At 52.3% G+C, this 26988-nt stretch carries 27 protein-coding genes; 6 read left to right on the top strand and 21 right to left on the bottom strand.

Annotation, left to right across the window (positions count from 1 at the left end; all coding sequences use genetic code 11):
• Positions 1 to 9: 9 nt before the first annotated feature.
• The 6 genes from rfbB (at position 10) to KGB29_RS04130 (ending at position 5538) form a co-directional block, all read left to right on the top strand.
• Positions 10 to 1092, top strand: a complete 1083-nt coding sequence (gene rfbB / locus KGB29_RS04155) for a dTDP-glucose 4,6-dehydratase (RefSeq protein ID WP_154860263.1) — start codon at positions 10 to 12, stop codon at positions 1090 to 1092.
• Positions 1089 to 1961 (top strand): glucose-1-phosphate thymidylyltransferase RfbA, encoded by an 873-nt coding sequence (rfbA, locus tag KGB29_RS04150; protein WP_154860264.1) that lies wholly within the window; start codon positions 1089 to 1091, stop codon positions 1959 to 1961. The genes rfbB and rfbA overlap by 4 nt, the downstream gene beginning before the upstream one ends.
• A gap of 49 nt (positions 1962 to 2010) precedes the next feature.
• Positions 2011 to 2880: a dTDP-4-dehydrorhamnose reductase gene (rfbD, locus tag KGB29_RS04145; protein WP_154860265.1), complete on the top strand. Its 870-nt coding sequence runs from the start codon at positions 2011 to 2013 to the stop codon at positions 2878 to 2880.
• 260 nt (positions 2881 to 3140) lie between these two features.
• Positions 3141 to 4505, top strand: coding sequence for an ethanolamine permease (gene eat, locus KGB29_RS04140; protein WP_154860266.1), 1365 nt, complete (start codon positions 3141 to 3143; stop codon positions 4503 to 4505).
• A gap of 141 nt (positions 4506 to 4646) precedes the next feature.
• Positions 4647 to 4814, top strand: a complete 168-nt coding sequence (locus KGB29_RS04135) for a DUF2897 family protein (protein ID WP_007985427.1) — start codon at positions 4647 to 4649, stop codon at positions 4812 to 4814.
• A 166-nt stretch (positions 4815 to 4980) separates the two neighbouring features.
• Positions 4981 to 5538, top strand: a complete 558-nt coding sequence (locus KGB29_RS04130) for a TetR/AcrR family transcriptional regulator (protein WP_154860267.1) — start codon at positions 4981 to 4983, stop codon at positions 5536 to 5538.
• Here KGB29_RS04130 and fabF read toward each other — a convergent pair.
• From fabF to rpsA, 21 genes are all read right to left on the bottom strand, one after another.
• Positions 5535 to 6809 (bottom strand): beta-ketoacyl-ACP synthase II, encoded by a 1275-nt coding sequence (fabF, locus tag KGB29_RS04125; RefSeq protein ID WP_218543318.1) that lies wholly within the window; start codon positions 6807 to 6809, stop codon positions 5535 to 5537. The two genes, KGB29_RS04130 and fabF, sit on opposite strands and share 4 nt — an antisense overlap.
• Positions 6810 to 6840: 31 nt before the next feature.
• Positions 6841 to 7635 (bottom strand): SDR family NAD(P)-dependent oxidoreductase, encoded by a 795-nt coding sequence (locus KGB29_RS04120; RefSeq protein ID WP_154910833.1) that lies wholly within the window; start codon positions 7633 to 7635, stop codon positions 6841 to 6843.
• Between the two features lie 480 nt (positions 7636 to 8115).
• Positions 8116 to 8451, bottom strand: coding sequence for a ComEA family DNA-binding protein (locus KGB29_RS04115; RefSeq protein WP_154910834.1), 336 nt, complete (start codon positions 8449 to 8451; stop codon positions 8116 to 8118).
• 112 nt (positions 8452 to 8563) lie between these two features.
• Positions 8564 to 10558 (bottom strand): polysaccharide biosynthesis protein, encoded by a 1995-nt coding sequence (locus KGB29_RS04110; RefSeq protein ID WP_154910835.1) that lies wholly within the window; start codon positions 10556 to 10558, stop codon positions 8564 to 8566.
• Positions 10559 to 10665: 107 nt separating this feature from the next.
• Complete coding sequence (locus KGB29_RS04105; RefSeq protein ID WP_154910836.1) at positions 10666 to 11691, bottom strand: MraY family glycosyltransferase; 1026 nt, start codon at positions 11689 to 11691, stop codon at positions 10666 to 10668.
• Between the two features lie 64 nt (positions 11692 to 11755).
• Positions 11756 to 12718, bottom strand: a complete 963-nt coding sequence (locus KGB29_RS04100) for a UDP-glucose 4-epimerase family protein (protein ID WP_218543316.1) — start codon at positions 12716 to 12718, stop codon at positions 11756 to 11758.
• Positions 12719 to 12738: 20 nt separating this feature from the next.
• Positions 12739 to 13866, bottom strand: a complete 1128-nt coding sequence (gene wecB / locus KGB29_RS04095; protein ID WP_090457125.1) for a non-hydrolyzing UDP-N-acetylglucosamine 2-epimerase — start codon at positions 13864 to 13866, stop codon at positions 12739 to 12741.
• Entirely contained in the window at positions 13859 to 14869 is a 1011-nt protein-coding gene (locus KGB29_RS04090) for a polysaccharide biosynthesis protein (protein WP_056727149.1), read from the bottom strand. Before KGB29_RS04090 ends, wecB begins: the two co-directional genes overlap by 8 nt.
• Positions 14870 to 14902: 33 nt before the next feature.
• On the bottom strand, positions 14903 to 15760 hold the full coding sequence (locus KGB29_RS04085) for a dTDP-4-dehydrorhamnose reductase family protein (protein ID WP_154910838.1): 858 nt from the start codon (positions 15758 to 15760) through the stop codon (positions 14903 to 14905).
• Complete coding sequence (locus KGB29_RS04080) at positions 15757 to 17001, bottom strand: glycosyltransferase family 4 protein (protein ID WP_154910839.1); 1245 nt, start codon at positions 16999 to 17001, stop codon at positions 15757 to 15759. The genes KGB29_RS04085 and KGB29_RS04080 overlap by 4 nt, the downstream gene beginning before the upstream one ends.
• Positions 17002 to 17283: a hypothetical protein gene (locus KGB29_RS28815; RefSeq protein WP_218543314.1), complete on the bottom strand. Its 282-nt coding sequence runs from the start codon at positions 17281 to 17283 to the stop codon at positions 17002 to 17004.
• An 80-nt stretch (positions 17284 to 17363) separates the two neighbouring features.
• Entirely contained in the window at positions 17364 to 18575 is a 1212-nt protein-coding gene (locus KGB29_RS04070) for a glycosyltransferase family 4 protein (RefSeq protein WP_218543311.1), read from the bottom strand.
• Positions 18576 to 18590: 15 nt separating this feature from the next.
• Positions 18591 to 19709: an EpsG family protein gene (locus KGB29_RS04065; RefSeq protein ID WP_218543310.1), complete on the bottom strand. Its 1119-nt coding sequence runs from the start codon at positions 19707 to 19709 to the stop codon at positions 18591 to 18593.
• Positions 19709 to 20992, bottom strand: coding sequence for an O-antigen translocase (locus KGB29_RS04060; RefSeq protein ID WP_218543308.1), 1284 nt, complete (start codon positions 20990 to 20992; stop codon positions 19709 to 19711). Before KGB29_RS04060 ends, KGB29_RS04065 begins: the two co-directional genes overlap by 1 nt.
• Entirely contained in the window at positions 20982 to 22124 is a 1143-nt protein-coding gene (rffA, locus tag KGB29_RS04055) for a dTDP-4-amino-4,6-dideoxygalactose transaminase (protein ID WP_154910844.1), read from the bottom strand. The genes KGB29_RS04060 and rffA overlap by 11 nt, the downstream gene beginning before the upstream one ends.
• Positions 22111 to 22683: an acyltransferase gene (locus tag KGB29_RS04050; RefSeq protein WP_154910845.1), complete on the bottom strand. Its 573-nt coding sequence runs from the start codon at positions 22681 to 22683 to the stop codon at positions 22111 to 22113. The genes rffA and KGB29_RS04050 overlap by 14 nt, the downstream gene beginning before the upstream one ends.
• Positions 22684 to 22934: 251 nt before the next feature.
• A complete protein-coding gene (locus tag KGB29_RS04045) occupies positions 22935 to 23984 on the bottom strand; it encodes an LPS O-antigen chain length determinant protein WzzB (RefSeq protein WP_154910846.1) in 1050 nt (349 codons plus the stop codon).
• Positions 23985 to 24045: 61 nt separating this feature from the next.
• Complete coding sequence (locus tag KGB29_RS04040; RefSeq protein ID WP_154910847.1) at positions 24046 to 24282, bottom strand: lipopolysaccharide assembly protein LapA domain-containing protein; 237 nt, start codon at positions 24280 to 24282, stop codon at positions 24046 to 24048.
• A 24-nt stretch (positions 24283 to 24306) separates the two neighbouring features.
• The gene (gene ihfB / locus KGB29_RS04035) at positions 24307 to 24609 is read right to left on the bottom strand and encodes an integration host factor subunit beta (RefSeq protein ID WP_154910848.1); all 303 of its coding nucleotides are present in this window, start codon (positions 24607 to 24609) and stop codon (positions 24307 to 24309) included.
• A 149-nt stretch (positions 24610 to 24758) separates the two neighbouring features.
• On the bottom strand, positions 24759 to 25043 hold the full coding sequence (locus KGB29_RS04030) for a hypothetical protein (protein ID WP_218543305.1): 285 nt from the start codon (positions 25041 to 25043) through the stop codon (positions 24759 to 24761).
• A 210-nt stretch (positions 25044 to 25253) separates the two neighbouring features.
• Positions 25254 to 26945: a 30S ribosomal protein S1 gene (gene rpsA / locus KGB29_RS04025; protein ID WP_007973639.1), complete on the bottom strand. Its 1692-nt coding sequence runs from the start codon at positions 26943 to 26945 to the stop codon at positions 25254 to 25256.
• Positions 26946 to 26988: the final 43 nt, after the last annotated feature.

Here is a 26988-nt window from a genome sequence, read left to right as displayed (position 1 = left end):
TGGCCCTACATGCGTATCCTTATTACCGGCGGAGCCGGTTTCATAGGCTCGGCCCTTGTTCGCGAGCTGATTCAACACACTGAGCATGAAGTGCTCAACCTGGACAAACTGACTTATGCCGGTAATCTCGAATCGCTGACCAGCATTGCCAACGACACTCGCTACGAGTTTGTTCAGGCCGATATTGTGGATCAGGCGACCGTCAGTGCAGTGCTGGCGCGTTTCCAGCCTCATGCGATCATGCACCTGGCAGCGGAATCCCACGTCGATCGCTCCATCGACGGGCCATCGGAATTCATCCAGACCAACATCGTTGGCACCTACAGCCTGCTCGAAGCCACCCGCGCCTATTGGCAGGCTCTCCCGGAGCCTGAAAAAAGCGCCTTCCGCTTTCATCACATCTCCACCGACGAGGTTTACGGCGACCTGCATGGTGTCGACGATCTATTTACGGAAACGACGCCCTACGCGCCGAGTTCGCCCTACTCTGCCAGCAAGGCAGCGTCCGACCACCTGGTCCGCGCCTGGCAGCGAACCTATGGCTTGCCGGTGCTGCTGACCAATTGCTCGAACAATTACGGGCCGTTCCACTTCCCCGAGAAACTGATTCCGCTGGTCATTCTCAATGCGTTGGCCGGCAAGCCGCTGCCGGTGTATGGCAATGGCTTGCAGGTTCGCGACTGGCTGTTTGTCGAGGATCACGCCCGGGCACTGCTCAAAGTGGTAACCACTGGCACCGTCGGTGAGACTTACAACATCGGCGGGCATAACGAACAAAAGAACATCGACGTGGTGCGTGGCATCTGCGCCCTGCTCGAAGAATTGGCACCGCACAAGCCTGAGGGCCTTGCGCACTACGCCGACCTGATCACGTTCGTCCAGGATCGTCCTGGTCATGACTTACGCTACGCAATCGACGCCAGCAAGATTGAGCGCGAACTGGGCTGGGTGCCCGAAGAGACGTTCGAAACCGGCTTGCGCAAAACCGTTCAATGGTACCTGGACAATATGGAATGGTGCCGCCGTGTTCAAGATGGCAGCTATCAGGGCGAACGCCTTGGCGCCATCAACTCCAAGGAGTTGCTCGCATGATCAAAGGTATCGTTTTGGCGGGTGGCTCGGGCACACGCCTGCATCCGATTACGCTCGGTGTGTCGAAACAGCTGTTGCCGGTCTACGACAAGCCCATGATCTACTATCCGATCTCGGTGCTGATGCTGGCCGGCATCAAGGATATTCTTCTGATCTCCACCCCGCAGGATCTACCTCAGTATCGCAATCTGCTGGGTGACGGTAGCCAGTTCGGAGTGAATTTCAGCTTTGCCGAGCAACCCTCACCGGACGGTCTGGCCCAGGCCTTTCTGATTGGCGAAGAGTTCATTGGCGATGACCCTGTGTGCCTGATCCTGGGCGACAACATCTTCCATGGTCAGCACTTTGGCGAACAATTGCAGAACGCGGCAAAACGCACCTCCGGCGCCACCGTGTTCGGCTACTGGGTCAAGGACCCCGAGCGCTTCGGCGTGATTGATTTCGACAGCGATGGCCGTGCCCTTTCGATCGAAGAAAAACCGAAAGCGCCGAAATCCAGTTATGCCGTTACCGGCCTGTACTTCTACGACAACGATGTGATCAAGATCGCCAAGGCGGTGAAACCTTCGCCTCGCGGCGAACTGGAAATCACAGACGTCAACAATGCCTATCTGCAACGTGGCGATCTGCAGGTCGAGCGTTTTGGTCGAGGTTTCGCCTGGCTCGACACCGGCACCCACGATAGCTTGCTCGAAGCCTCTCAGTACGTGCAGACCATCGAACACCGCCAGGGTCTCAAAGTCGCCTGCCTCGAAGAGATCGCCTATGAAAATGCCTGGATCAACCGCGAACAGTTGCTGGAGCGTGCCCGATACTTTGGCAAAACCGGATATGGCCAGTACCTGGCCAAATTGGCAGGGGAAGAGTAATGAGCCTGTGTGAGCCCGATTTGCCCCGGTACGAGACTGGATTGTATCCTTGAAAGTTCTCATCAATGGCCGGCATGGTCAGGTCTCACATGAGCTGCAACGGCGGCTGGGTGCTCTCGGCGAACTGGTCGTATTGGGTCGCGATCAGCTCGATCTCGCGCAGCCCGATCAGATTCGCCGTCAAGTGCAAAACGTCCGGCCCGATCTGATCATCAACGCGGCGGCCCATACAGCGGTTGATCTGGCAGAAAGTGAACCGCAATCAGCCTTTGCCATTAACGCCGTAGCTCCCGGAATCCTTGCCGAAGAAGCGCTGGCTCTCGACATCCCGTTGATACATTACTCCACGGACTATGTATTCGACGGGATGAAAGCCGGACCTTACAACGAGGACGACACGCCCAATCCGCTCGGGGTGTACGGCAAGAGCAAGCTGGCCGGTGAACAGGCCATCAGGGAAGTGCAAGGTAAACATCTGATTCTGCGTACCAGCTGGGTCTATTCAACGCATGGCCGCAACTTTCTGCTGACGATGCAACGTTTGCTGCAAGAGAAGCCTGAGTTACGTGTAGTCGCCGATCAAATCGGCGCACCTACATGGGCCGGTACAATCGCCAATAGCACCCTTGCCCTGATTGAACGCTGGCAGACGAGTCAGGTTGCCAACTGGGGTACTTATCACCTGAGCGCTCAAGGTGAGACCTCCTGGTTCGGCTTCGCTCAGGCGATCGGTGAAGCGCTGCGACAACAGGGCAAACCCTGCGCCGACCTGTTACCGATCCCGTCCAGCGACTACCCGACACCCGCAGCCCGGCCGCTCAACTCGCTCCTGGATTGCAGTCGCTTGCAACGCGACTGGGGTGTCAGTCAACCAGACTGGCAAACGGCGTTGCGCGAGTGCCTCAATCTGCAAGCCTGAATATCAACCGCTGCCCGCACCTGCATTGAAATACCAAACCTGCGCGTTGCCGCGGTGTGGGAAGCGGGTATGCGGGCTTGCTCGCGAAAGCCGCATTTGAAACAGCCACGCGCCCCTGACTGATGCACAATATTCGCGCATCCAGTGGCGAACATCCCCGATACGACAGCTTTCAGCCCATTACGACGTGCAATCGTGAAATGGCACGCCCACTGCACTGGCCTCCCCTGAGCTTTCCAAACCACTCAGGGAGCAAACCCATGAACACACAACTCAAACCCACGCTGGGCACCTTACACCTGTGGGGCATTGCGGTCGGGCTGGTGATTTCCGGAGAGTATTTCGGCTGGAGCTATGGCTGGGGCGTGGCCGGAACCTTGGGTTTTCTGGTGACTTCATTCATGGTCGCCACCATGTACACCTGCTTCATTTTCAGCTTCACCGAACTGACCACCGCCATTCCTCACGCTGGCGGTCCCTTTGCCTACAGTCGTCGCGCCTTTGGCGAAAAAGGCGGTTTGATCGCCGGGCTGGCGACACTGATCGAATTCGTCTTCGCCCCACCGGCGATTGCCCTGGCCATCGGCGCCTACCTCAATGTCCAGTTTCCCGCCCTGGACCCGAAACACGCGGCAGTCGGTGCCTACCTCGTATTCATGGGCCTCAACATCCTCGGGGTGAAACTGGCGGCGACCTTCGAACTGGTGGTCTGCGTGTTGGCGGTCGCTGAATTGCTGGTATTCATGGGCGTGGTCGCCCCGGCGTTCAGCTTCAGCAACTTCGCACTCAATGGCTGGGCCGGCTCCGACGTGTTCGGTGCCCCGGCGATTGCCGGGATGTTCGCGGCCATCCCCTTTGCCATCTGGTTCTTCCTCGCCATCGAAGGCGCAGCCATGGCCGCCGAAGAAGCCAAGGACCCGAAACGCACGATTCCCAAGGCTTACATCAGCGGTATTCTGACCCTTGTACTGCTGGCGATGGGTGTGATGTTCTTCGCCGGTGGTGTCGGTGACTGGCGCACCCTGTCGAACATCAACGACCCGCTGCCGCAGGCAATGAAAACCGTGGTCGGCGAAAGCTCGGGCTGGCTGCACATGCTGGTGTGGATCGGCCTGTTCGGCCTGGTGGCGAGTTTCCACGGGATCATCCTCGGCTACTCGCGGCAGTTCTTCGCACTCGCCCGGGCCGGTTACCTGCCTTCCTCCCTGGCCAGATTGTCACGCTTTCAAACCCCGCACCGAGCAATCATCGCCGGCGGTGTGATCGGCATTGCAGCCATCTACAGCGACGGCCTGATCAACCTCGGCGGCATGACACTGACCGCCGCGATGATCACCATGGCCGTGTTCGGCGCCATCGTGATGTACATCATGAGCATGCTCAGCCTGTTCAAACTGCGTAAAACCGAACCGAACCTGGAGCGCACTTTCCGCGCCCCGTGCTACCCGCTGGTGCCGTTCATTGCACTGATGCTGGCGGTGGTGTGCCTGGTGGCGATGGCCTGGTTCAACACGTTGATCGGCCTGATCTTCCTGGGCTTCATGGTGGCCGGTTTCCTGTACTTCATGCTCACCGCGCAATTGCGCGCCGACGCACCGGCGGATGCGATGTTGACCGGACATTGAAAGCGTTCGAGTGAACCTTGAACAACAGGCATAGAATGGGGGTAATAGCGATGGAACTGCGACAAAACCCCATCACTCAAAGTGGTATGCACGATCGGTTGGCGAACCCTCGCCAACCCGCCTGTTTTCAAGGAGAGTCCTATGCCCTGGTATGCCTGGTTGATTCTGGTCGTTGCCATCGGCTCGATCGTTGGTGGTCTGATGCTGCTGCGCGACACCGCCAACAAGGTCGAACTGACCGAAGAGCAACGTAAGCGCGTCGCCGAACGCAATGCGGAAATGGACGCCAAGGAAGCGCAGGACCGCTGACTGAAAACCCCGCCTGGAACGGCGGGGTTTGTTTTTGCGTGAAAGCACCTGAAATCATGCCGCTTTTGATCCATATCGAAGCATCTGCATGTTTTTTAGAAGTAGAAGTACAGTCACCATGCAATTTTCATTGGTTAATATGTCCGCATTGATGCGGAGATATCAGATGCGTTACTCGCAGGACCATAAAGCCCAGACCCACCAACGCATAATCAAGGAAGCTTCAGCGCGATTTCGACGCGATGGTATCGGCGCGACCGGGCTGCAACCCCTGATGAAAGCACTGGGCTTGACCCACGGTGGCTTTTACTCGCACTTCAAGTCCAAAGACGAACTGGTAGAGAAAGCCTTGCAAGAGGCTGGCGCACAAGTCGACGAGTTGTGCGCGCAAATCTTCGCCGAGGAGCATCCACTCGAATCCTTCATCGACGCTTATCTGTCCGAATGGCATCAAACCTCACCTCAGGAAGGCTGCCCGCTGTTGACCATTTCTTCGGAACTGGGACTGCGTGGTCAACCGAGTCCAACCAGCGACGTCGTGCTCCAGGCGCGACTCGATCAGATCCAGCACACCCTAGACGGAGAGCGGACCGCCGAGCGCAGCATTGTGATCATGTCTACGCTGGTCGGCGCCTTGCTGTTATCGCGTAGCGTTGCCGACGCCGAATTTGCCCAACGGATTCTCGACGTCGCACGCGAACACCTCAAACACTCGCAGGATTAACCCTGCCAACGCTTGAACAGCACACTGGCATTGACCCCGCCAAATCCGAAGCCGTTGGACAATGCGTATTCGATGGCCATCGGCCGAGCATTGCCATGAACGATGTCCACGCCTTCAGCGGCAGGGTCCGGGTTTTCGAAGTTGAGGGTCGCCGGCACGATCTGGTCGCGGATCGCCAGCAGCGTAAAGATCGCTTCGAGTCCACCCGCTGCACCGAGCAAATGCCCGGTCGCCGACTTGGTCGATGTCACGGCGATGCCGTTTTGCGCGCCGAACAATGCCTTGATCGCCGCCAGCTCTCCCAGATCCCCCACCGGAGTCGAGGTTGCATGCGCATTCAGATGCTGAACCTGAGCCGGTGAAACACCTGCTTGTGCCAACGCCAACGACATCGCTCGCCGCGCACCGCTGCCGTCCTCGGGGCCGGCGGTCAGGTGAAAGGCATCGGCGCTGGTGCCGTAGCCGACCAGCTCCGCCAGCGGGTGCGCGCCCCGGGCCAGTGCATGGTCCAGAGACTCGATGACCAGCAGCCCGGCCCCTTCTCCCATGACAAATCCATCTCGACCACTGTCGAACGGTCGCGAAGCGCGCTCAGGCGTTTCGTTGTAAGCGCTGGACAAGGCGCGAGCAGCCGCAAACCCGGCAAGGCTGACCCGATCGATCGCCGCTTCCGCACCGCCGCACACCGCGATATCCGCCTCCCCCGTACGGATCAGCCGCGCCGCGTCACCAATCGCCTGAACCCCGGCGGCGCATGCCGTGACCGGCGCGCCTAATGGCCCCTTGAAACCATGCTGGATCGATACATGACCTGCCGCGAGGTTGACCAGAAATGAAGGGATAGTGAATGGAGACAAACGTCTCGGACCACGGCTATCGGTGGTGCGAACCGCCTCGGCAATCGCGCCGAAACCACCTACACCTGAACCGATGATGGTGGCCGTGCGCTCCTGGGCATTGGTATCCAGCGCTTGCCAGCCGGCTTGCTCCAGTGCCTGACGCGCCGCTTCCATGGCGAACAGGATGAAGCGGTCCATCTTCTTTTGCTCCTTGGGTGAGGTTGCCCGGTCCGGATCGAACCCCGCCTCCGGATCGTCAGCCAGAGCAGGCACTGCACCGCCAACCTTGGCCGGCAGATCGGCAACCACCTCTTGCGGTAAATTGCGCAGCCCGGAACGCCCGGCCAACAGCCGCGCCCAGACCGCTTCGACACCGCTCCCCAGCGGTGACACCAGGCCCATGCCCGTTACAACTACTCGACGATCACTCATACCAAATACACCTCAAGCCGATTGATGGCGCTTACCGATAACGGGCAGCGGCCTTGCTTTTGGAAAGGTTAGGCGCCATGACATGACGCGCCGCCACGAACGCATCCCAATCCGCCGCATCGGGCAACGAAGGAATGGTGATCAATTCACCCTGATCCAGGCCCGACAATGCGGCATCGACCATTTCACCCGCCTCCATCACCATTTCCGCTGGAATTTGTGAAGCATCGATACCGGAGCGCTCCCAGATCTCGGTTCGTGTCACACCGGGCAGCACCGCCTGGATCTTCACTCCGGTGCCATCCAGCTCTGCGTTCAACGATTGAGTCAAGCTCAATACGTAGGCCTTGCTGGCGCTGTACGTCGCGTTGAAACGCTCGGGAAATAAAGCCACCACCGATGCGATATTGATGATCGTGCCGCGCCCGGCCTTGGTAAAGCTGGCCGCAGCCGCCGAGGCCAATCGCGTGACAGCGGTGATATTCAACTGAATCATTCGCTCCAGTTGATTGGTATCGGCATTGGCCAACAGCCCGTCCGCCGCCACACCTGCGTTATTGAGCAACAGGCTGATACTCGAATCGCTGCGTAACCGCTGTTCGAGTTGCAGCACGTCTTCCTTCTGGGTGAGATCAGCCTTCAGCACTTCGACCTTGATCCCATGCTCGGAGCGCAGCTTACTCGCTGCCGCCTCCAGCCGCGGCTCGTCGCGAGCCACCAGCAACAAATCAAAACCACGGGCTGCCAACCGCTCAGCGTAAACCGCCCCGATACCTGAAGAAGCGCCGGTGACGAGGGCCGTACCTTGGGACTGAACTGAATTCATGACGGTGCTCCTGGAGAATGCTGAAGGACGCCTGACGCCAAGGCACTTCGACGCAAGCGGTATTTATTATACGCATAATTCAAACGCAATATGATAGCCGTAATTTTCCATATCCACGAAGCGGTCGGCCCTCGTCAGTGCCTAAGCCAGAATGAGAGAGTAGACCCTGAATCAACGCAAACCGCGCCGAACCTCTGCGATGGAATGAACGGTACTACGGGCCGACCGATAAATGGTGGGGCGGATGAACAGTGCGCATTCAACGGTGACTGAGCGACAGGACTTTCATGCGTCGAACCAACCCGAAAGTCGATCAAAGCGATGTCTGATTGGCAACCTTGCTGAACAACGCGGACCTGTACCTTGCCTGATTTCGGGTAACCGACAAACCATTCAAGTACTGCGGCTGGCCCGCCGAGCATAACTCTCGCTACAGACAAAGGCCGATCAATGATCGACCTTTGTCGTCCAGTCTCGCCGTTAGTTCACCTCGATCCTGTCGCGGTTTCTATCCAGAAGCGCTTTGCCGATACCCTTCACTTCCAGCAATTCGTCAACTGACGCAAACGCCCCATTACTTTCACGATAAGCAACAATTGCTTTCGCTTTGGCCTCGCCCACCCCAGCCAGCTCACGTTGCAGCGTAGATACATCAGCACTATTGAGATCGACTTTGCCGGATGGTGCCTTGACGGCCACATCCTGCGCCAGAGGCGCATTCGTCACCTCAGGAGCCTTGGCAGGTGCGGCGATTGCCGTAAGAGAGGCGCTGGTGAGAAGGGCGAATACCAGAGAGTAGAAACTGCTTGTACGCATTAGTGAAGCTCCATGCCATCGTTTGAGAAAGCAGCTTTTCCGAAGCCGCTCTCCAAACTTAGGCGATGCTATTGAACTGTCAAAAATGTGTACGTTACTGGATATGAAACAATCAGGGTTCCAGGCGGCGCTGCTGGTAGATCCAGTCAACGATCTCACCGTCCGGGGTGTAGCCGCTGACAGTGTCACGCAACAGCTGGCGGACGCGCGTATAGTCGTCCTGATCCACCGCCGCGAGCAACTCGCTCAACTTGCCCTTCAGCAAATCCCAGGACAGGTGATCCTCGCTGGCCGTCATGATCATCGGGTGCTGTGTGGCCGCCACGTTGTCACCGATCAGCAACTCTTCGTAAAGCTTCTCGCCCGGACGCAGCCCGGTGAACTCGATAGCGATGTCGCCATGCAGGTTTTTTTCCGAGCGCACGCTCAGGCCGGACAAATGGATCATCTTCTCGGCCAGCTCGACGATCCTCACCGGCTCGCCCATGTCCAGAACAAAGACATCACCGCCCTGTCCCATGGAGCCCGCCTGGATCACCAGCTGTGCCGCTTCAGGGATGGTCATGAAGTATCGAGTGATCTTCGGATGCGTGACCGTCAGCGGACCGCCCGACTTGATCTGTTTGTGAAACAACGGAATGACCGAACCCGATGATCCCAGGACGTTACCAAACCGTACCATCGTGAAGCGCGTTTTGTTAACGCGGGAAACATTGCTCGTATCACCGAACAACACCGGGGCCAACTCACGACTCAGCGCTTGCAGCGTCAACTCGGCAAGGCGCTTGGTGCTACCCATGACATTGGTTGGTCGCACGGCCTTGTCGGTGGAAATCAGGACAAAGTTGGCCACCCCTGCCTGGAGCGCGGCCTGGGCCGTATTGAGCGTGCCTATCACATTATTGAGCACGCCTTCGGCAATGTTGTGTTCGACCATGGGGACATGCTTGTAGGCCGCGGCGTGATACACCGTGTCTACTCGCCAGGTTTTCATGACATCCAATAACTTGTCCGGGTTACGAACAGACCCGAGAATCGGCAAAAGACGGATGGACAGCGACTCTCGAGCGATCCGCTGTTCCAGTTCGGACAGGATGGAATAAAGATTGAACTCACTGTGTTCGAACAGTAGAAGCGTTGTCGGGCGCAGCGTCAGAATTTGCCGGCAAAGCTCGGAGCCAATGGAGCCCCCGGCGCCCGTGACCAACACGGACTGCCCTGTGATGCAATGTTCGAGCAAATCAGCCTGGGCCGGGACTGCGTCACGCCCGAGCAGGTCTGCAATGTCTACCTCCTGGATATCGTCGACCTTGACCCGGCCGCTGGCCAGGTCCATGAAACCCGGGACGCTCCGAACGTGTAACGGAAAGCCTTCGAGAAACCCGAGAATCTCGCGACGGCGTCCACGGTTGGACGAAGGAATGGCGAGGAGAATTTCCTGAGCACCCGTGTTGTCGATCATCTGCTGGATGTGCTTGGGTTTATACACCTGCAATCCGGAGATCACCCTGTCGGCGATTCCGCTGTCGTCGTCGATAAAAGCAACAGGCCGCATGGCGCGCCCCATCCGCAAGGCGGCAACGAGTTGATTACCTGCAGACCCTGCGCCGTAGATAGCCACTTTCGGCAGACCGTCATCCCGGCTGGTGAACGGGACGTGCTGGGCAGCGCTGAACCAGTCGCCCATAAAATATTGACGCATGGCCAAGCGCAGCCCGCCGATCATGATCAGGCTCAACCACCAATAGTTGAAAATGATCGAACGGGGAACGACGTTTTGATGATTGCTGTACCAGTACACCACAACGCCAAGTATCAAGGACGATAGTGTCACCGCCTTGATAATGGCAATGAGCGCATCATTTCCAAAGTACCGCATGACCGCACGGTACATGCCAAAGCGAATGAAAAGAGGAATGGCGATGACAGGTGCACTGACAAAAAGCCAGACGTGCTGAGTGAACGGGTTGACTAACTCGTCCACCCCAAGGCGCACGACAAACGCCATCCACAGGGCACACCAGACCAACGAAATATCGGTCAGAACCTGCAGAATACGCTTATGTCGTCTTGGCAGACTTAACAACCTTGCCCGAATCTTATCCATAACCCCTCTAAACACCTCTCGAAGCTTCTAGCATTGATACAGCAACTACAGCTTTCGGTAACTCACTTACCAATAAAGCAATACTCAAAAACCAATGCGTCCATCCATCACGCCTTGCCAGCGATTTCCAACTCGCCTGCGTGAAACTTGAAAGCCAGCAACACCATAGGCACGTAGGCCAGGACCAATCCCGCCACGCCATCGAGATACTGCATGACGACCAATATAGCCACTGGTACTAACCACAACAAATTGATCGCAGCGATTGCCAGCGTAACCGCCCGATGACTGCCATATTTTCGTGAAGCATACTGGTATCCATGGCTGCGATGGGCCTCATAAACCTTGTCCCCGCGCAACAGCCGACGAATGAGGGTAAAGGTGGCATCAACAATAAAGACGCCCAACAAAATGAGCCAGGCCCAGAGGAACAGTGGGTTCGTCCATGCCGCATAGAGCGACATCACCGCCAATATGATGCCCAGAAAACCACTGCCGGCATCGCCCATGAAGATCTTCGCCGGCGGAAAATTCCAGACAAGGAAACCCAAGACGGCCATCGCCAGTACAAGCGGAGCAATGGCTAGGCTGTTGTGGCCCGCGATCCAGTAAACCAGGCAAGCACCGACACAGGCGCAAATCGCCTCGACGCTGGCCAGACCATCAATACCATCCATGAAGTTGTAGAGATTGAGCATCCAGACCAGATAGAACGCTGCGATGACATAACCGAACCAGCCGAGACTGAACTCGTGGCCGAACAGATTGATCGGCGCCATCCCCCCAATCCAGAACAATGCCCAGATGGCACCACCGAAGTGCGCAAGCAGGCGCCAACGCGCGGCAATATGCCCATGGTCATCGAGAAAACCAACGATTGCGATCCAGCCGCCGGCCCCCAGCAGAGCCAGCGCCATCGGCCAGGCCACGGCATCTGTCCAGGCCAGGACAGGTAGCGCAATCAGAAAGCTCACGACAATAGCCACACCACCACCCCGAGGGGTCGGAACCGAATGTGAACTACGCGCATTAGGAATATCTATCAAGCTGCGTGCCAATGCGTATTTGCGCAATGCACCTGTGCCCAAGAATGAAACACCCACCACCAACGCCAACAGCCATATTGTGTTCAAAGGTCAACTTCCTGAAACAGCCAAAATCAATTCTGCAATTGAACCGGCACTGTCATAAGCCAGCTTAGCGCTGCCTTTCCTTGTAGTAGTTGGCAGCCGACACAAGCGCCTCATCGACGCTGACCGGCGGAGCCCAGCCCAGCAATTCTCGAGTTTTGCTTATATCGACCTGCAACGAACCGCACAGTCGTTGCGACAAAGCCTGTTTGCCCAGAAGCTGCGCACCCCGTTCAAGCAATACGCTAGGCACAGGCAACAAGCGTGCAGGTTTACCCAATGCCTGCGCCATTCGCGTCAACAATTGTGTCGTGGACAAATCCTCCCCATCACTGACGAGGAAGGTCTGATTGGCGGCGGCCGGATGACGGATGCAGGTGACGATCAAATCAGAAAGGTTTTCGAGCGCGACCAGGCTGCGCCGATTATGGATAGCCCCGAATGGCAAGGGAATGCCCTTGTCCAGCCAACGCATCATGTTCAGAAAGTTGGCTCTCACACCCGGGCCGTAAACGAGCACCGGACGGATGATCACCACTTCCATCCCGCTGGCGATCGCAATCTCGCGCAGCCCCTGCTCGGCCTCCATTTTCGAAATGCCATACGGATCGCCAGGCGCGGGTGTCGCGTCGGCGAAGTACGGCTGATTGATCGGCGTACCTTCACCATTGACCTTGATCGAACTGATGAACACAAAGCGACGAACACCCAACGCGGCTGCTTGCCGTGCGAGGCTTAGCGTGCCTTCGACATTCACCTTGCGAAACGCCTCCAGCGGATCGGATTCGGTGTCATTCATGACATGAACGCGAGCCGCGCCATGAATGACAACCTCTACTTGATCCAGCGCCTGCGACCAGTCGGTATCAGCACCAAGCCCGGCGGTTCGAACGGTAGTAACGCGCGAAGGACAGTCAGGCAAGGTGTGCCCACGAATGGCTGCCACTGGCTCCAGATCGTCAGAGGCCGCCAAGCGGCCCAATACCGCACGACCAACGAAACCCGTTGCACCTGTCAATAAAACACGCATTTTTCAAACCTCGACGGCGCTCAGGATTTCGACCAGACAGTACGATTGATGTAGTCGGTGTAACTCAATACGACCCGAACCACCTGCTTCGACACAGGACCTGCCTGGTAATCCCTCACGACCGGGATAACACGCTGGGTACGATCATGCTGGCTGGTTACCACACGTACGGCATCCAGAACGCCCTCCACTTTCAGGCCACTCATGATGAGAGTGCCTTCGTCCATCCCTTCTGGGCGCTCGTGCGCATTACGAATAGTAATGGCAGGCAAATTCAGAAGAGAGGCTTCCTCAGTGATGGTTCCGCTGTCGGACAGCACGCAGAACGCCGACATCTGCAACTTGATGTAGTCGAGCAGACCGAATGGCTTCGAGAAGCGAATCAGTGGGTGGTCCAGCGATTCACCGATCGCTTCCAGGCGCTTGCGGGTACGAGGATGCGTGGAAACGATAATCGGATACTGGTACTTGTCGGCCAGGGCTCGCAGCGTTTTGAGCAGATCACGAAGGTTGTCCGGCGTATCGACGTTTTCTTCACGGTGAGCGCTGATGATGAAGAACTTGTCCTGCTCCAGGCCTTCTCGTGCGAGCACGTCGGAGGTGAGGATTTTCGGCATGTAATAGTCGAGCACCTCCTCCATGTGCGACCCGGTCTTGATGATGGTTTCAGGACGAATCCCTTCAGCAATCAGGTAGCGCCGGGCATGTTCGGTCAGGACCATGTTGATATCGCTAAGGTGATCAAGCACTTTGCGATTCAGTTCTTCAGGGACGCGCTGATCAAAACAGCGGTTGCCGGCTTCCATGTGGAACACCGGAATCTTGCGGCGCTTGGCGGCGATGACGGCCAGACAGGTATTGGTATCGCCGTAGAGCAGAAGCGCATCAGGCTTTTCGGCCTCAAATACTTCATCCGCCTTGGAAATCACTTCGGCAATGGTCTTGGCAGCGGTATCACCGGCGGCACCCAGGAAGTAATCAGGCTTACGAATTTCAAGATCGTCGAAAAAAACCTGATTCAATTCGAAGTCGTAGTTTTGACCCGAGTGAACCAGTACATGATTAACCTGCTTGTCAAGCTCGGCAATAACGCGGCTCATCTTGATAAGTTCTGGTCGCGTACCAACCAGCGTCATGACCTTAAGCATCAAGTTGCTCCTGAATGTATTCCAGATTCAACAGAACTTTCTTCACGCCTTCTACATCAAGACGCTCAGTGTTGTGGGAGGTGTAGTCGTCGAGATCGGAAATCTCCTGTTCGCCCTCAACAAAAAACTTCTTGTAGTTAAGGTCGCGATTGTCCGAAGGAATACGGTAGTAGCGCCCCATGTCTTCGGCCTTGGCCATTTCTTCACGGGAGATCAGCGACTCGTAAAGTTTTTCGCCGTGGCGGGTACCGATGACCTTGACGGCATTGTCACGAGCGAACAGTTCCTTGAGCGCTTGCGCCAGGTCCGCCACTGTCGAGGCAGGTGCTTTCTGGACGAAAATATCACCTTGCTCGGCGTGCTCGAACGCGTGCAGAACCAGGTCAACAGAATCCTCGAGCGACATCAGGAAGCGTGTCATGTTCGGGTCGGTGACAGTCAGCGGCTCACCGCTCTGCAGTTGATTGATGAACAACGGGATCACCGAACCACGGGATGCCATGACGTTACCGTAGCGGGTTGCGCAGATCACCGGACCTGTCGCCGGAATCATCCGCGATTTGGCAACCATCAGCTTTTCAGCCATGGCTTTGGAAATACCCATCGCATTGATCGGATAAACAGCCTTGTCGGTGCTGAGCACAACAACGCGCTGCACACCCGAAGCGATGGCCGCATTCAGAACGTTTTCGGTACCCATGACGTTGGTACGCACGGCTTCCATCGGGTAGAACTCGCAGGAAGGCACCTGCTTGAGGGCTGCGGCGTGGAAAATGTAATCCACCCCCACCATAGCCTGATCAAGGCTATCGCGATCACGTACGTCACCGATGTAGAACTTCACTTTGTCATTCGACAAGGCAATGCGCATATCTTCCTGCTTTTTTTCGTCACGGCTGAATACGCGAATCTCTTTGACGTCGGTATCCAGAAAACGCTTCAACACCGTATGGCCAAACGAGCCCGTACCGCCCGTGATCATCAAAACTTTATTATCGAACATAACGATCTTCCCAAACCTGATTGAATTTAATGATCAACGCAACGCGCGCATCGATTTAACCAATTCCAACCATGAAGGTGGAACGTAACCGGTCGCAGCCTGGAACCTCGAGGAGTCCAGTGAACGATCTATAGAAACTTGACTATCGGCGACGATATCGATTTGCTTTTCATAAACTTCCGCTACCAGTTTAAGAAGCGACAGCTTGTCGATCGGCGCCACCGACACATGATAAAGGCCATGGAGTTGCGGATTCGGGATCACGTAGTCGCGAATGACACGCGCCAGCTCTACGGTAGGAAGTCCCGAGAAAATGGCCTTCTCATAACCCTTGACCGACCCGCTCTGGGACAGGAACCAGTCCACCAGTGAATACTGGCTCCCCAGTTCGTGACCAATGATCGAGGTCCGCAGGGTGACGGCATTCAGGTCCGTGTGAAGCTCACCGATGTACTTGGACTTACCGTAGAGATCCTCTGCATCAGAGATATCCTCCTCGGCGTACATGCCTTTACGGCCGGAAAATACGCAATCGGTGCTGATATGAATCAGGCGAGAGCCGGACAACGCACACAACTTGGCAATACGATGGGGCAACATGGCATTGATAGGGAGTGCGGAAAGCGGATCTTTGGCATCGGCCAATTGTTTGATGAGCCCGACGCAGTTGATGACGACATCCGGCTTGACCCGTGCCAGCACCGAAACCAGCGAGTCCTGGTCAAGCACGTCGACATTGCTGATCAACGAACTGTGCATGTCCTCAGAAAAGTATCTTGAGCCACCCGGATTGCGCAAAGTGCCCCACACCTCGTAGCGCGGGTTTCCATGGAATTGCCTGAACACTGTGCTACCCAGCATTCCGGTGACCCCTAACACGAGAACTTTCATTTTGAGCTACCTTTTAATTCATTGATCCTGCTACCGAGGATTTCGACCAGACGCTGACTTTGCCGCTCCATTTCGAAATGCTCGAGGTAGTAAGCCCGACCTGCCTGCCCCAACGATTCCCGCTCATCCGAAGTCATGCGAAAAAGTTGCTCAATGCAGTTGGCCATACCTACGGCGTCTTGCGCTGCTGTGGTCAGACCGGCTCCCGCCTCTTGAATGACGCGCGCGCCCTCCCCGTCCAGCGCAGCGATAATCGGCCTCCCCGCAGCCAGGTAAGCCTGAACTTTACTAGGGATGGTATAGGAGAACGCCTCATCCTGCTTCAACGTCACCAATAATCCCTCGGCGCGACTGAAAAAATGTGGCATTTCAGTGGCCGCAAAGCGTCCGGCGAGAACAAGGTTGTCCAAACCTCGGGATTTCTTCTGGGTTTCGATCCAGTTCGACATACTGCCACTGCCGACCAATACAATCCTGAGTTCCGACAAATGGCGAAGCTTGTCAGCTACCTCAACGAGGGTTTCGACCGACTGGGCGGTCCCCAGGTTTCCGGCAAAAACCAGACAGAAATGGTTGTCGAGCTCCGCGAGCAAGGGTGCGGGAATCCGGGTCTCTTCGACACTCGGCGGCACGTCCTGATATGAGTTTGGGTAGTACACGACCTTGCCAGGGTTGGCGTAACGGGCGACCGGCTCTCGAAATGCCCTCGACTGAACAAGAAGCGTATCGACGAAGGCGTAAATACCTTTCACCAGCCAGCCCACAACGCGCAATATTGCTTTGTTCTTGATGAACCCGGTCGCACTCAAGCTCTCCGGCCAGAGATCCTGAACCCATACAGCCAGATGACTCTTGAGTTTCCACTTCAAGTAAATCGCAGGAATTACTGAAGTAATAGGTGAAGGTGCAAACACAAAAATCGCGTCAAAATTTTCACCCTTTACTGCTGCCGGGTAATATTTAAGGCCATTTAAAATAAACGACAAATAGTTCAGAACAAGATTTTTTGCACCGGAAGCACCACGTGGTCTGAGTGGTGCACGACAAACACTAACGGAAGACTCGAATTTTTCTTCCTGATATCCAGAAGCACTGTAACCACCAAAGACAACACCATCAGGGTAATTTGGCTTACCAGTAAGAACCTTGATGTCGTGCCCTTGAGCCGTCAAGGTCTTGACCAAATCATTAATAATGAACGACTCAGGCCAGAAATATTGCGTAACCACGAGGATTTTCATCTAGCAAGCACCTTCTTTTGAGCGTTTGGCCAACGCGAGCAACTCGGACCAAGTCTTTTTCGAGGTGTTTTCCCAATCAAGTCTGTCACTCTGCAAAACGGCTGCAGTCGACAACTTAGTCAATAACTCAGGAGCTGATAGGGCCTCTTTCAGCGCATCAATCCTTGTTTTGCTGATATCAAACCCAACCACGCTCATTTTCTTGCCAAACTCTAAAACCAGCGACAGGCCCACATAACCAAGGCCTACGATGGCCAACTTTACATTTTCGAGTTTAAGCATTGAATTTCCTTGCGACTAACTGCTGGACCAACCGTAAAATGACTTCAACATATTGCAGATCCAGAAACTCAGGCAACACTTTACATGCTATCAAATCTTGACTTGAGAGCCTTCGGCCCAAGCTTGACAATAGAGTACACAAAAGAAAGTATCGCTCGGCATCTATTGAATCGAATCTTGAAATCTGGATAAGATTTCGACAAATCGATAAACCTTGAAGTTGTATCTTCGATATTAAACTGACCAGCTTTAGCTCTATGCGCATCAGACAGTAAATTATACTGAGGAACTTCCATTCGATATAGCATTTCTATGCATTCGACAATAGGAATTCGACGCGTTGTGGCTGAAGCTTCGTTGTATGAGTAGCCATCAATTTCCGAAAAAAAGCCACAGGTATGGGGAGTCGATATTGATTCTATCCCAACAATTGATGGCACACCCGCTGCCGAGGCTTCAATGAGAGTGGTACCAGAGCCTATAAAGCAAAAAGCATCATTAAAAATTTCAGGAAGATCGGAATATTTTACTTCACCCATAAAGTGGACAAACTGCGCTACACCACACTGGGTCGAGTAAACTTCAAGTGCTTCTCTTTCGGGCCCATCTCCATATATAAAATAATGAAAATCATCAACAAGTCGCAACTTTGACAATATAGATATTACATGCCTGTTGTAAATTTTGAAGTCCACAAGGCGACCAACAGACAACAGCTTTAAAGACAGCTTGCCAGGACAACACATCCTATAATGTTCAAGTGATATACCCAATGGCAATAATGTCACTTCACTACTATCTAAAGCCTTGTACGTAGCCGCAATCTCCGCAGTACTTTCATTCGGAAACAGAGTAAGCTTTACATTTTGATCGTACAGCTCAAGCATCTTTTTTCTAAAATAGACATTTCGATCGCGCCACCAAATAATTTCTCGAGAGTGGTAGATGCCGATAGACAATGCATCGAAAGAATATTTTTTCCGCTGGAAATACATATATGACAAAGTTAATAAATCAACAACATGGACCACATCAAAATGAGTATGAGAACACGCACTTGCAGGCACCAAAGCATTTAGCCAACTGGACGCTCCAAAAAATGGGAAATACTCAACAACGCAAACTGTTGCTACGGACGATAGCTTTTGGAAGAGTAAATTATCATGCTTACTGGAGAGCAAAATCACAGTAACGGTGTGGCCTTGCTTCTGTAATTCGGTGGCCAAACGGACCACGTAGGTTTCTACGCCACCCATGGATAGACCACCCATCACAAAAAGTATATTTTTCAATTTACTCTCTACTTACTAATTATTGAAATTAAAAAACTGAACGGCTTCACCTGTCCAACCCGCATTATCTGTCAAATTCAAGTACAAAGTCAGCCCTGCATACAACACTATTAGAGCGTAGCCCAACCATTTGCCGAACAACGAAAAAATGATAAACGGTAACAAGACGTATTCAAACATCGAAACGGCTGCATAACTCCTTCCCGCGACAATTGCAAAATCGCCCAATGCAATCCGTATAAAAGTTGCGCAAAAAAAGAAGCAAAAAACCAATTCAAAATGCTCATATCTACTTGAAATTCTGCACCAAAAAACCAAAGCAAGCCCCACAAAAAACAAATTCTTTAAATTTACAGCACTGAACAAGGGTAACGGGTAGTTATATATCTCCGCATTGAGATACAGATTTATTTTCTCACCTATAAACCCAAAATTAATCAAATATGAAAAAAATGTTTGTATATCAAAAAGCGCCGTAAAGGCCAGGAGAAAAAGCGCGACGGCCGCGTATACACTGCGGCTTGGTCGAAGTTGATAAATAGCGAACGGTAGTAGAATCAACAATGATGACACATGCACAAATGCGGCACAGATCAGCAGAAGCATGAACATACCGATCTTCCGCACAGGAATAAACGTCGCGGCCCAAAATAGAAGCGCAGAGGCCAAACCAAGACGTATGGCATTTAGTTCTTTATTAAGATAAAAATGACAAAAATATACAAGGATCGCAGCACCGACATGGGGAGAAAAAAACTTTATCGCCCTAACGTTCAGCGCTACAGAGGCTAATGCAACCACACTGAAAAGCACGAAAGGCTCGCCACCAAAACCGCGCAACATAGACAGCAGGGTAAAAAATCCGAGTTCCACATTGAACTGGGAGTAGCTATAACCGCATAAAAACTCATCACATCCAAAAAAAAACGGAACATCCGTGAACATTTGCGCGTAGGCAACGTCATCGCTACCGACCCCCAAACTCCGCAGTGCCGCTAATATCACGAGAGCTATAGCGGATGAAAAAACCGCAAGTTGCTTGACCCAACCTTGTTTAATCAACATTTCCGTACCACCGGAAATGGTCAAAAATATGAACATAGCGTAAATAGGCCAAACAAACTCAAAAGACATCAGTTACGCACCCAAAACTTCAACGCAAGAATACTCACCAGGAAACAGATGATATAGGACATCATATACGCAACCGTGACCCCTTCTGCGCCAACAATAAACTGCCCCATCAATAAGCTTAGAGATACAAATAAACCAGCTTGAAAAACCTCTGAAATAATGTAAATCCGGGTTGCTGCTCTCGCAACCGCAACAAAACCAATGACATAGTTAGAGGCTTTGAAAAAATCACCAATTAACTGGTATAGTAAAAATTCATTTAGTTCTTCGAACTCTTTAGAGAGCAGCAAGGGGACAAAAAAATCCCGCCCAAAATAAAGCGTCCCGCCTCCGACTGCGAAGACAACCATGACAAAAACTACAAACTTATGGGTAAGTTGCTCTATTTCTCTTTTATTATTGATCCTAGATATCATCGGCATGAAATAGGATGCCAAAAAGACACTAAAAAAACCCAAATATGCACTGGAAAGCCTAATTAGACCTTGCCAAATTCCCGCCTGGGTGTAGCCGGCATTAGTAATTAAATTTTGTCGAATATAAATCTCGACAACGGGAAATGCGATTGCACTCACGCACAACATTAAACTGAACCAGCTTAATTTTTTAAGTAAAAGCGGATCTATTTTCCTAAGTCTGAACCTGAAACGTAGTGAAGACCTCAGATACAAATAAACACTTGGAAATATCGCCATTGCCAAGATCGATATAATCGCTATCGCCGCACCCGGCAACCCAAATTTTAATATCAGCAACCAAGCAAAAGGCAATGATATTAAGTTCCCAATTATCTGAGCAAGTGCGAACGACTTAACATCAGCAAGTCCATTTGCGACAGAGGAGAACAGCATATTAAAGGCTAGCACGAGCTGAAAAACCGATAACAATGATATAACCCAGGCGAGACTACTATCCCCAAGTATGAACACTGATATCGGATGAGAAAAAAGCAAAAACAACAAAGCAAAAGAAACAGAAAAGACAAATGCAAAAGCCGAGGCCGTACTCAAAAGCCTATAGAGACTAAATTTGTCATTTCTGTACTCCGCGGAATACTTTATGACGCCATGAGTGATACCTCCGCCAGCCAACAGAGCGAGTATCGAAGTCAGACTCATAAAGTGGCCAAGCTTCCCCAGCCCGTCTGGCCCCAAATATAGAGCGATTAGCTTAAGAATCAGAAAGCCAACAACTATTTTTGAAGCCTGGGCAAGAGTCGTCAATACGGCGCTGGAAACAGCTTTCCGATACTGAAGTTTGTCGCTGCACTCGTTACGCGCCACAGGACATAATCGCTGCAGTTACTTGGCTCTTGACTTCATTTTCCTCATCCGTATTCATACCTAACCAGAGAGGCAAGCGAATAAGGCGCTCACTTTCACGGGTGGTAAACTTATCATTACCTGAAAACACACCAAGTTTTTTTCCAGCGGGCGCCGAATGCAAAGGAATATAATGAAACACTGCACCAACACCAACGTCCTTTAGTTTACTCAGTACCGCTGTGCGCACATCAATATCTTTCACCTTGATATAATACATATGGGCATTCGCAACACAACCATCCGGTATCACAGGGAGATCAACAACCCCCTTATTTTCATAAGCTTTAAAATGCTCATGGTACTTTGCCCATAGGGCAAGACGTGCAGAATTTATATATTCACAACGTTCTAACTGGCCATACAAATAAGCTGCTTGCAGCTCACCAGGAAGATAACTGCTTCCTACATCTACCCATGTATATTTATCAATCATCCCTCGAAAAAATTGACTCCGATTTGTCCCTTTTTCGCGGATTATTTCTGCACGAGCAACGAAGCGAGCATCATTAATAATCAACAACCCCCCTTCACCACCACTTGTAAAGTTTTTTGTTTCGTGAAAACTAAAGGCAGCCATGTGACCAATAGAACCCAGTTGACGCCCTTTGTAGGTGGACATCATTCCCTGAGCAGCGTCCTCTATTACAAACAAACCATTGCGCTTGGCAATATCCATTATTGTATCCATCTCGCAAGCGACGCCTGCATAATGTACAGGCACGATCGCCTTGGTCCGAGATGTAATAGCACCCTCAATCAGGGTTTCATCAATGTTCATTGTGTCTGGACGAATGTCGACAAACACGATTTTTGCCCCTCGCAGCACAAAGGCGTTTGCCGTACTCACAAAGGTATAGCTTGGCATGATGACTTCATCACCAGGCTGAATATCGATTAGAATTGCGGCCATTTCCAATGCCTGAGTACAGGAAGGCGTCAATAGTGCCTTGGCGCAGCCCAACTTTTTCTCAAACCACTGATGGCACAAAGCAGTGAACTCACCATCTCCCGACATTTTGCCACTGCGCATGGCACGGAGAACGTACTGATCTTCATTACCAGTATATGGCGGCTTATTAAATGGGATCATTTTTTTGCTCACTTAAAAATTCGACTTCGAGTTTCAGCAGATCTTTTTTACGTTGTTTTATAAACTTCGCTGGCACGCCGGCATATATCCCCCATGCCTCAGTCGACCTAGTGACTAATGCCATTGAGCCTATAGAACAACCTTCTGATATCTCAACACCCGGAAAAATAACCGCCCCCGCTCCCACAATGACATGCCTGCCGAGTCGAACAGCGGAAAATTTCTCGTTCTTGAATTTTTTCGGAACGAGAGAATTGGTCAACGTCTCGCCGCTATAATCGTCCGATTGCGAAAAGACTTTTACGCCATATGCCAATGTACAAAAATCTTCCATGAAGATCCCAGGAATACCTCCAGCGACAAGACACATCGGCGTGATGTGATTGTACCGACCAATTTTTACGCTTCCCGAGATCACACAAAAATCGTCAATCCTGGAAAAATCACCTATCTCAATTTTGTCCGCATTGTAAATACACGCCTTGTCGCTGATCTTTACCTGCTTGCCAAGACTCTTGAAACCCAATTGTTGAAGTTCTTCGTCGGTTAGATAGGCCATTCTTGATGTACCAATTGAATTTGTAGTGCTAAGTATTATTATTTCTACCATTACCAGTTACAAGCTTGCTTTAAAGTGCCTTAGCCAAGCCCTGTGTTTCCTGCTCACAACCGAGAGGAGTGATTGTACTGGTAACCGGTAACCAGTCGAAAACCAAAGACTGATTGTACATTCACTAATCTGATTTCGCACAATGCCGCCGAAGAATCAACGCAAGCGCCTATTATCCAACGCTTGTCTTAAGAGAAACCTCAAGAAAGCACTCTACGCCGATCCCACAAATAACGAACCAAACCAATCAGTAAACCCAAGAGCCCACCTCCAATCACAGCCAACCCTATGTACAGCATTTTCTTTGGCTTGATGGGTTCGTCAGGTATCTCAATCGATCCATCTTGACGATAAACAGCAACGCCGGAGGGATCAATCCGCAAGTCTTCATAGAAAAACTTCTTGATTTCAAGCATACGAAGATTTTTTATGAAGGGATCGTTGCTTTTTCTCTCCTGCAAATTTTTTATTTCTGCACTCAGCGCTTTGGTGCCTCGCATGTATGTCAACTGGCCATCCATGGTCGCAGTGACTTCGGCGGCAACATTACCAGCAATGATAGGAGGCTCTTCAAGACCAATTGACTGCGCAACTCTCAACGCTTCTTGTAGTCGGCTAATCGAGTCACTCCTTATCCCACTTTCAGTCTGTCGTAAAATACTGATTTGCTGACCAATATTACGTGCGCGAACTTCTGCTTCCCGCGTAACGTTGGTAATCACCTCATTTTTAGAGGCTATTCCTGCATTTGTTGCGAAGGTTTTCACCCACTCGGTTGCGCGCGCAGGGTCATTATCCTGAACTGAAATTGAATATCGATCTGGTTGTTCTTTGGAGGGTAACCCTATAGTCAGTTTCTTTAAAAATTTTGAATACAATAAATCCTGTGAATTTTTTCGATCCGCTTCAGAAAGCGACGGCAAATACACATCTAGAAAGAATGCGCGACGCAAAGTCTCACTTTGCAAGTTGCGAGTAAAAACATCATACACATCCTTTACTGCATAAGGTGTAAGCTCCAACTCTTTGGTTCGACCATAGTTAAAATCGGCGATTCCATTCAAAGTAGGCGGCAGCAAATATACACGAGCCTCATATACTGGCTTACTGATAAACGCATAAGCTGTTACACCCAAAGCAACAACCAAGGTAGTGCACAGTATCATTACTTTTTGAGCCCAAAGGGATCTCATCAACTCAAATAAATCTATCTCATCCGACCCGGGCTTGGTCGATGGGTCATTCGTCATTCTGGCCAGCCTTTTCTAGTATACATTTATGATGTTGCGCCTCATGTTCCAAGCTCGTATTTTAACTAATTCCAGGATGTCTTTTCTTCTTTTGCGCAAAAATAAAAGCTAAAAGAGGCCCTATTGCCATACCGCTCAGCAACACCAAAATTAGCGATACAGCTAGCGGAAGCTCAGGCGACGACCACCCAAGAAACACCAGTGAAACAGATTGCTTATTTTCAAGCACAAAAATGACTGTCGCAAATACAATCAGCAGTGCGATTACAGAATAAACTATGCGTTTGACATAACTCATCGAAAAGCTTCCCGCAAATATCAATTACTGCTTTACATCCTCGTCCTCATCCTCATTTACCCGATCCCTCAGCTCTTTCCCGGGCTTGAAATGCGGAACGAACTTGCCATCGAGACTGACAGACTGGCCGGTTTTCGGATTGCGCCCTACCCGTGGTGCGCGGTAGTGCAGAGAGAAGCTGCCAAACCCCCGGATCTCGATACGATCCCCGGTAGCCAGACATTGGGACATTTGCTCAAGCATGGTCTTGATGGCCAGCTCCACATCCTTGGATGAGAGCAGCCCTTGATGGGTGACAATTCGTTCGATCAACTCCGACTTCGTCATATTTTTCCCTTCTTTTTCAAGCAGCTAGATCAGCGCTTCAAAGGTTTTAGCATGCCTGCACGATTTTGAACAGCCTGAGTTTTGCCATCCATCCCAGGCCCCCAAAATGCTTGATTCCCGGAACGGGAAGACTCTGGGCGATCACCCTGTCATCGGCAAATCACCAGCATAGTGCGCGTCAGAAAACCTGCCGGGTTGAACCCAAAAAGCCCCCCTTCCTCCTCCTCTTCCTTGAGATCATCAGACCTTGTCACAACCTGGTAGCCCATCCCCTTGCATTCCCTGGCCGCACGCTTGTAACACTTCTCCCATTTCGAACCGAGCCCCGAGCAATCGACCTCAATACCGCTAACCCCACGCACTACGTGATTTTTGGCGCTGGTGGTACAACCCGCCAATGCCAGCACTGCCACTGCGACAATGAGCTTGTTCATTCACGTCCTTTTGCCAGAAAGCCTGCCAGGCGATCATTAGCCTCAGGCTAAAGACTAGCTGCAAATAAGCGATTGATCCGACTAAACATTCAGACCTCCTTTCGGCGTTTTTGGTTCACGACCCAAGCAACCACATCCGAACGCAATTCACCAAACGCCAGGCACAAAAAAGGGCGACCGAAGTCGCCCTTTTTTACAGAAAGTCAGAACTTAGTTCTGCTTTTCCATTTGTGCACGCAGCAGGTCACCCAGAGTGGTGGCCACAGGAGCATCAGTAGCTACTGGCTTGTCGCGCAGGCTCTGGATTGCTTCCTTCTCGTCTTCAACGTCTTTCGACTTGATCGAGAGCTGAATTACACGGCTCTTGCGGTCAACGCTGATGATCTTGGCTTCTACTTCTTCGCCTTCTTTCAGAACGTTGCGCGCGTCTTCAACGCGGTCACGGCTGATTTCGGAGGCTTTCAGAGTCGCTTCGATATCGTCGGCCAGAGTGATGATGGCGCCTTTAGCGTCAACTTCCTTCACGATGCCTTTAACGATGGCGCCTTTGTCGTTCTCTTGAACGTACTCGGAGAACGGATCGCTTTCCAGTTGCTTGATACCCAGGGAGATGCGCTCGCGCTCTGGGTCAACCGACAGGATAACGGTGTCCAGCTCGTCGCCCTTCTTGAAGCGGCGAACGGCTTCTTCGCCCACTTCGTTCCAGGAGATGTCGGACAGGTGAACCAGACCGTCGATGCCGCCGTCCAGACCAATGAAGATACCGAAATCGGTGATCGACTTGATGGTGCCGGAGATTTTATCGCCCTTGTTGAACTGGCCAGAGAAATCTTCCCATGGGTTAGATTTGCACTGCTTGATGCCCAGGGAGATACGACGACGCTCTTCGTCGATGTCCAGAACCATGACTTCCACTTCGTCGCCGACTTGTACGACTTTCGAAGGGTGGATGTTCTTGTTGGTCCAGTCCATTTCGGAAACGTGTACCAGACCTTCAACGCCTTCTTCCAGCTCAGCGAAGCAGCCGTAGTCGGTCAGGTTGGTTACACGCGCGGTAACGCGAGTGCTTTCTGGGTAACGGGCTTTGATAGCAACCCATGGATCTTCGCCCAGTTGCTTCAGGCCCAGGGAAACACGATTGCGCTCGCGATCGTATTTCAGAACCTTGACATCGATCTCGTCGCCAACGTTGACGATTTCGGAAGGATGCTTGATACGCTTCCAAGCCATGTCGGTAATGTGCAGCAGGCCATCGACGCCACCCAGATCGACGAATGCGCCGTAATCGGTGAGGTTCTTGACGATACCTTTGACTTGTTGGCCTTCCTGCAGGGATTCCAGCAGAGCTTCGCGCTCGGCGGAGTTCTCGGCTTCCAGGACGCTGCGACGGGAAACGACAACGTTGTTGCGCTTCTGGTCCAGCTTGATGACCTTGAATTCCAGCTCTTTGCCTTCCAGGTGCGTGGTGTCGCGCACTGGACGGACGTCAACCAGAGAACCTGGCAGGAACGCACGGATGCCGTTAACGTCGACAGTGAAGCCGCCTTTAACCTTACCGTTGATAACGCCCTTGACCACTTCTTCGGCTGCGAAGGCTGCTTCCAGAACAATCCAGCATTCAGCGCGCTTGGCTTTTTCACGGGACAGCTTGGTTTCACCAAAGCCGTCTTCAACCGAGTCCAGAGCAACGTGAACTTCGTCACCGACGTTGATGTTCAGTTCGCCAGCGTCGTTGTAGAACTGCTCAAGCGGGATGAGTGCTTCAGACTTCAGGCCAGCGTGAACGGTTACCCAGCGAGCTTGGTAATCGATATCAACGATAACACCGGTGATGATGGAGCCTGCCTGAAGGTTCAGGGTTTTTAGGCTTTCTTCAAAGAGTTCCGCAAAGCTTTCGCTCATTTTAATTCCTGTTGATGAGGGCGAAGAATACGCCCATCTCCAC

The sequence above is a fragment of the Pseudomonas sp. BF-B-30 genome (assembly GCF_019956305.1).
Taxonomy (GTDB): Bacteria; Pseudomonadota; Gammaproteobacteria; order Pseudomonadales; family Pseudomonadaceae; genus Aquipseudomonas; species Aquipseudomonas jessenii.
This window is presented reverse-complemented; position numbering and strand designations above follow the sequence as displayed.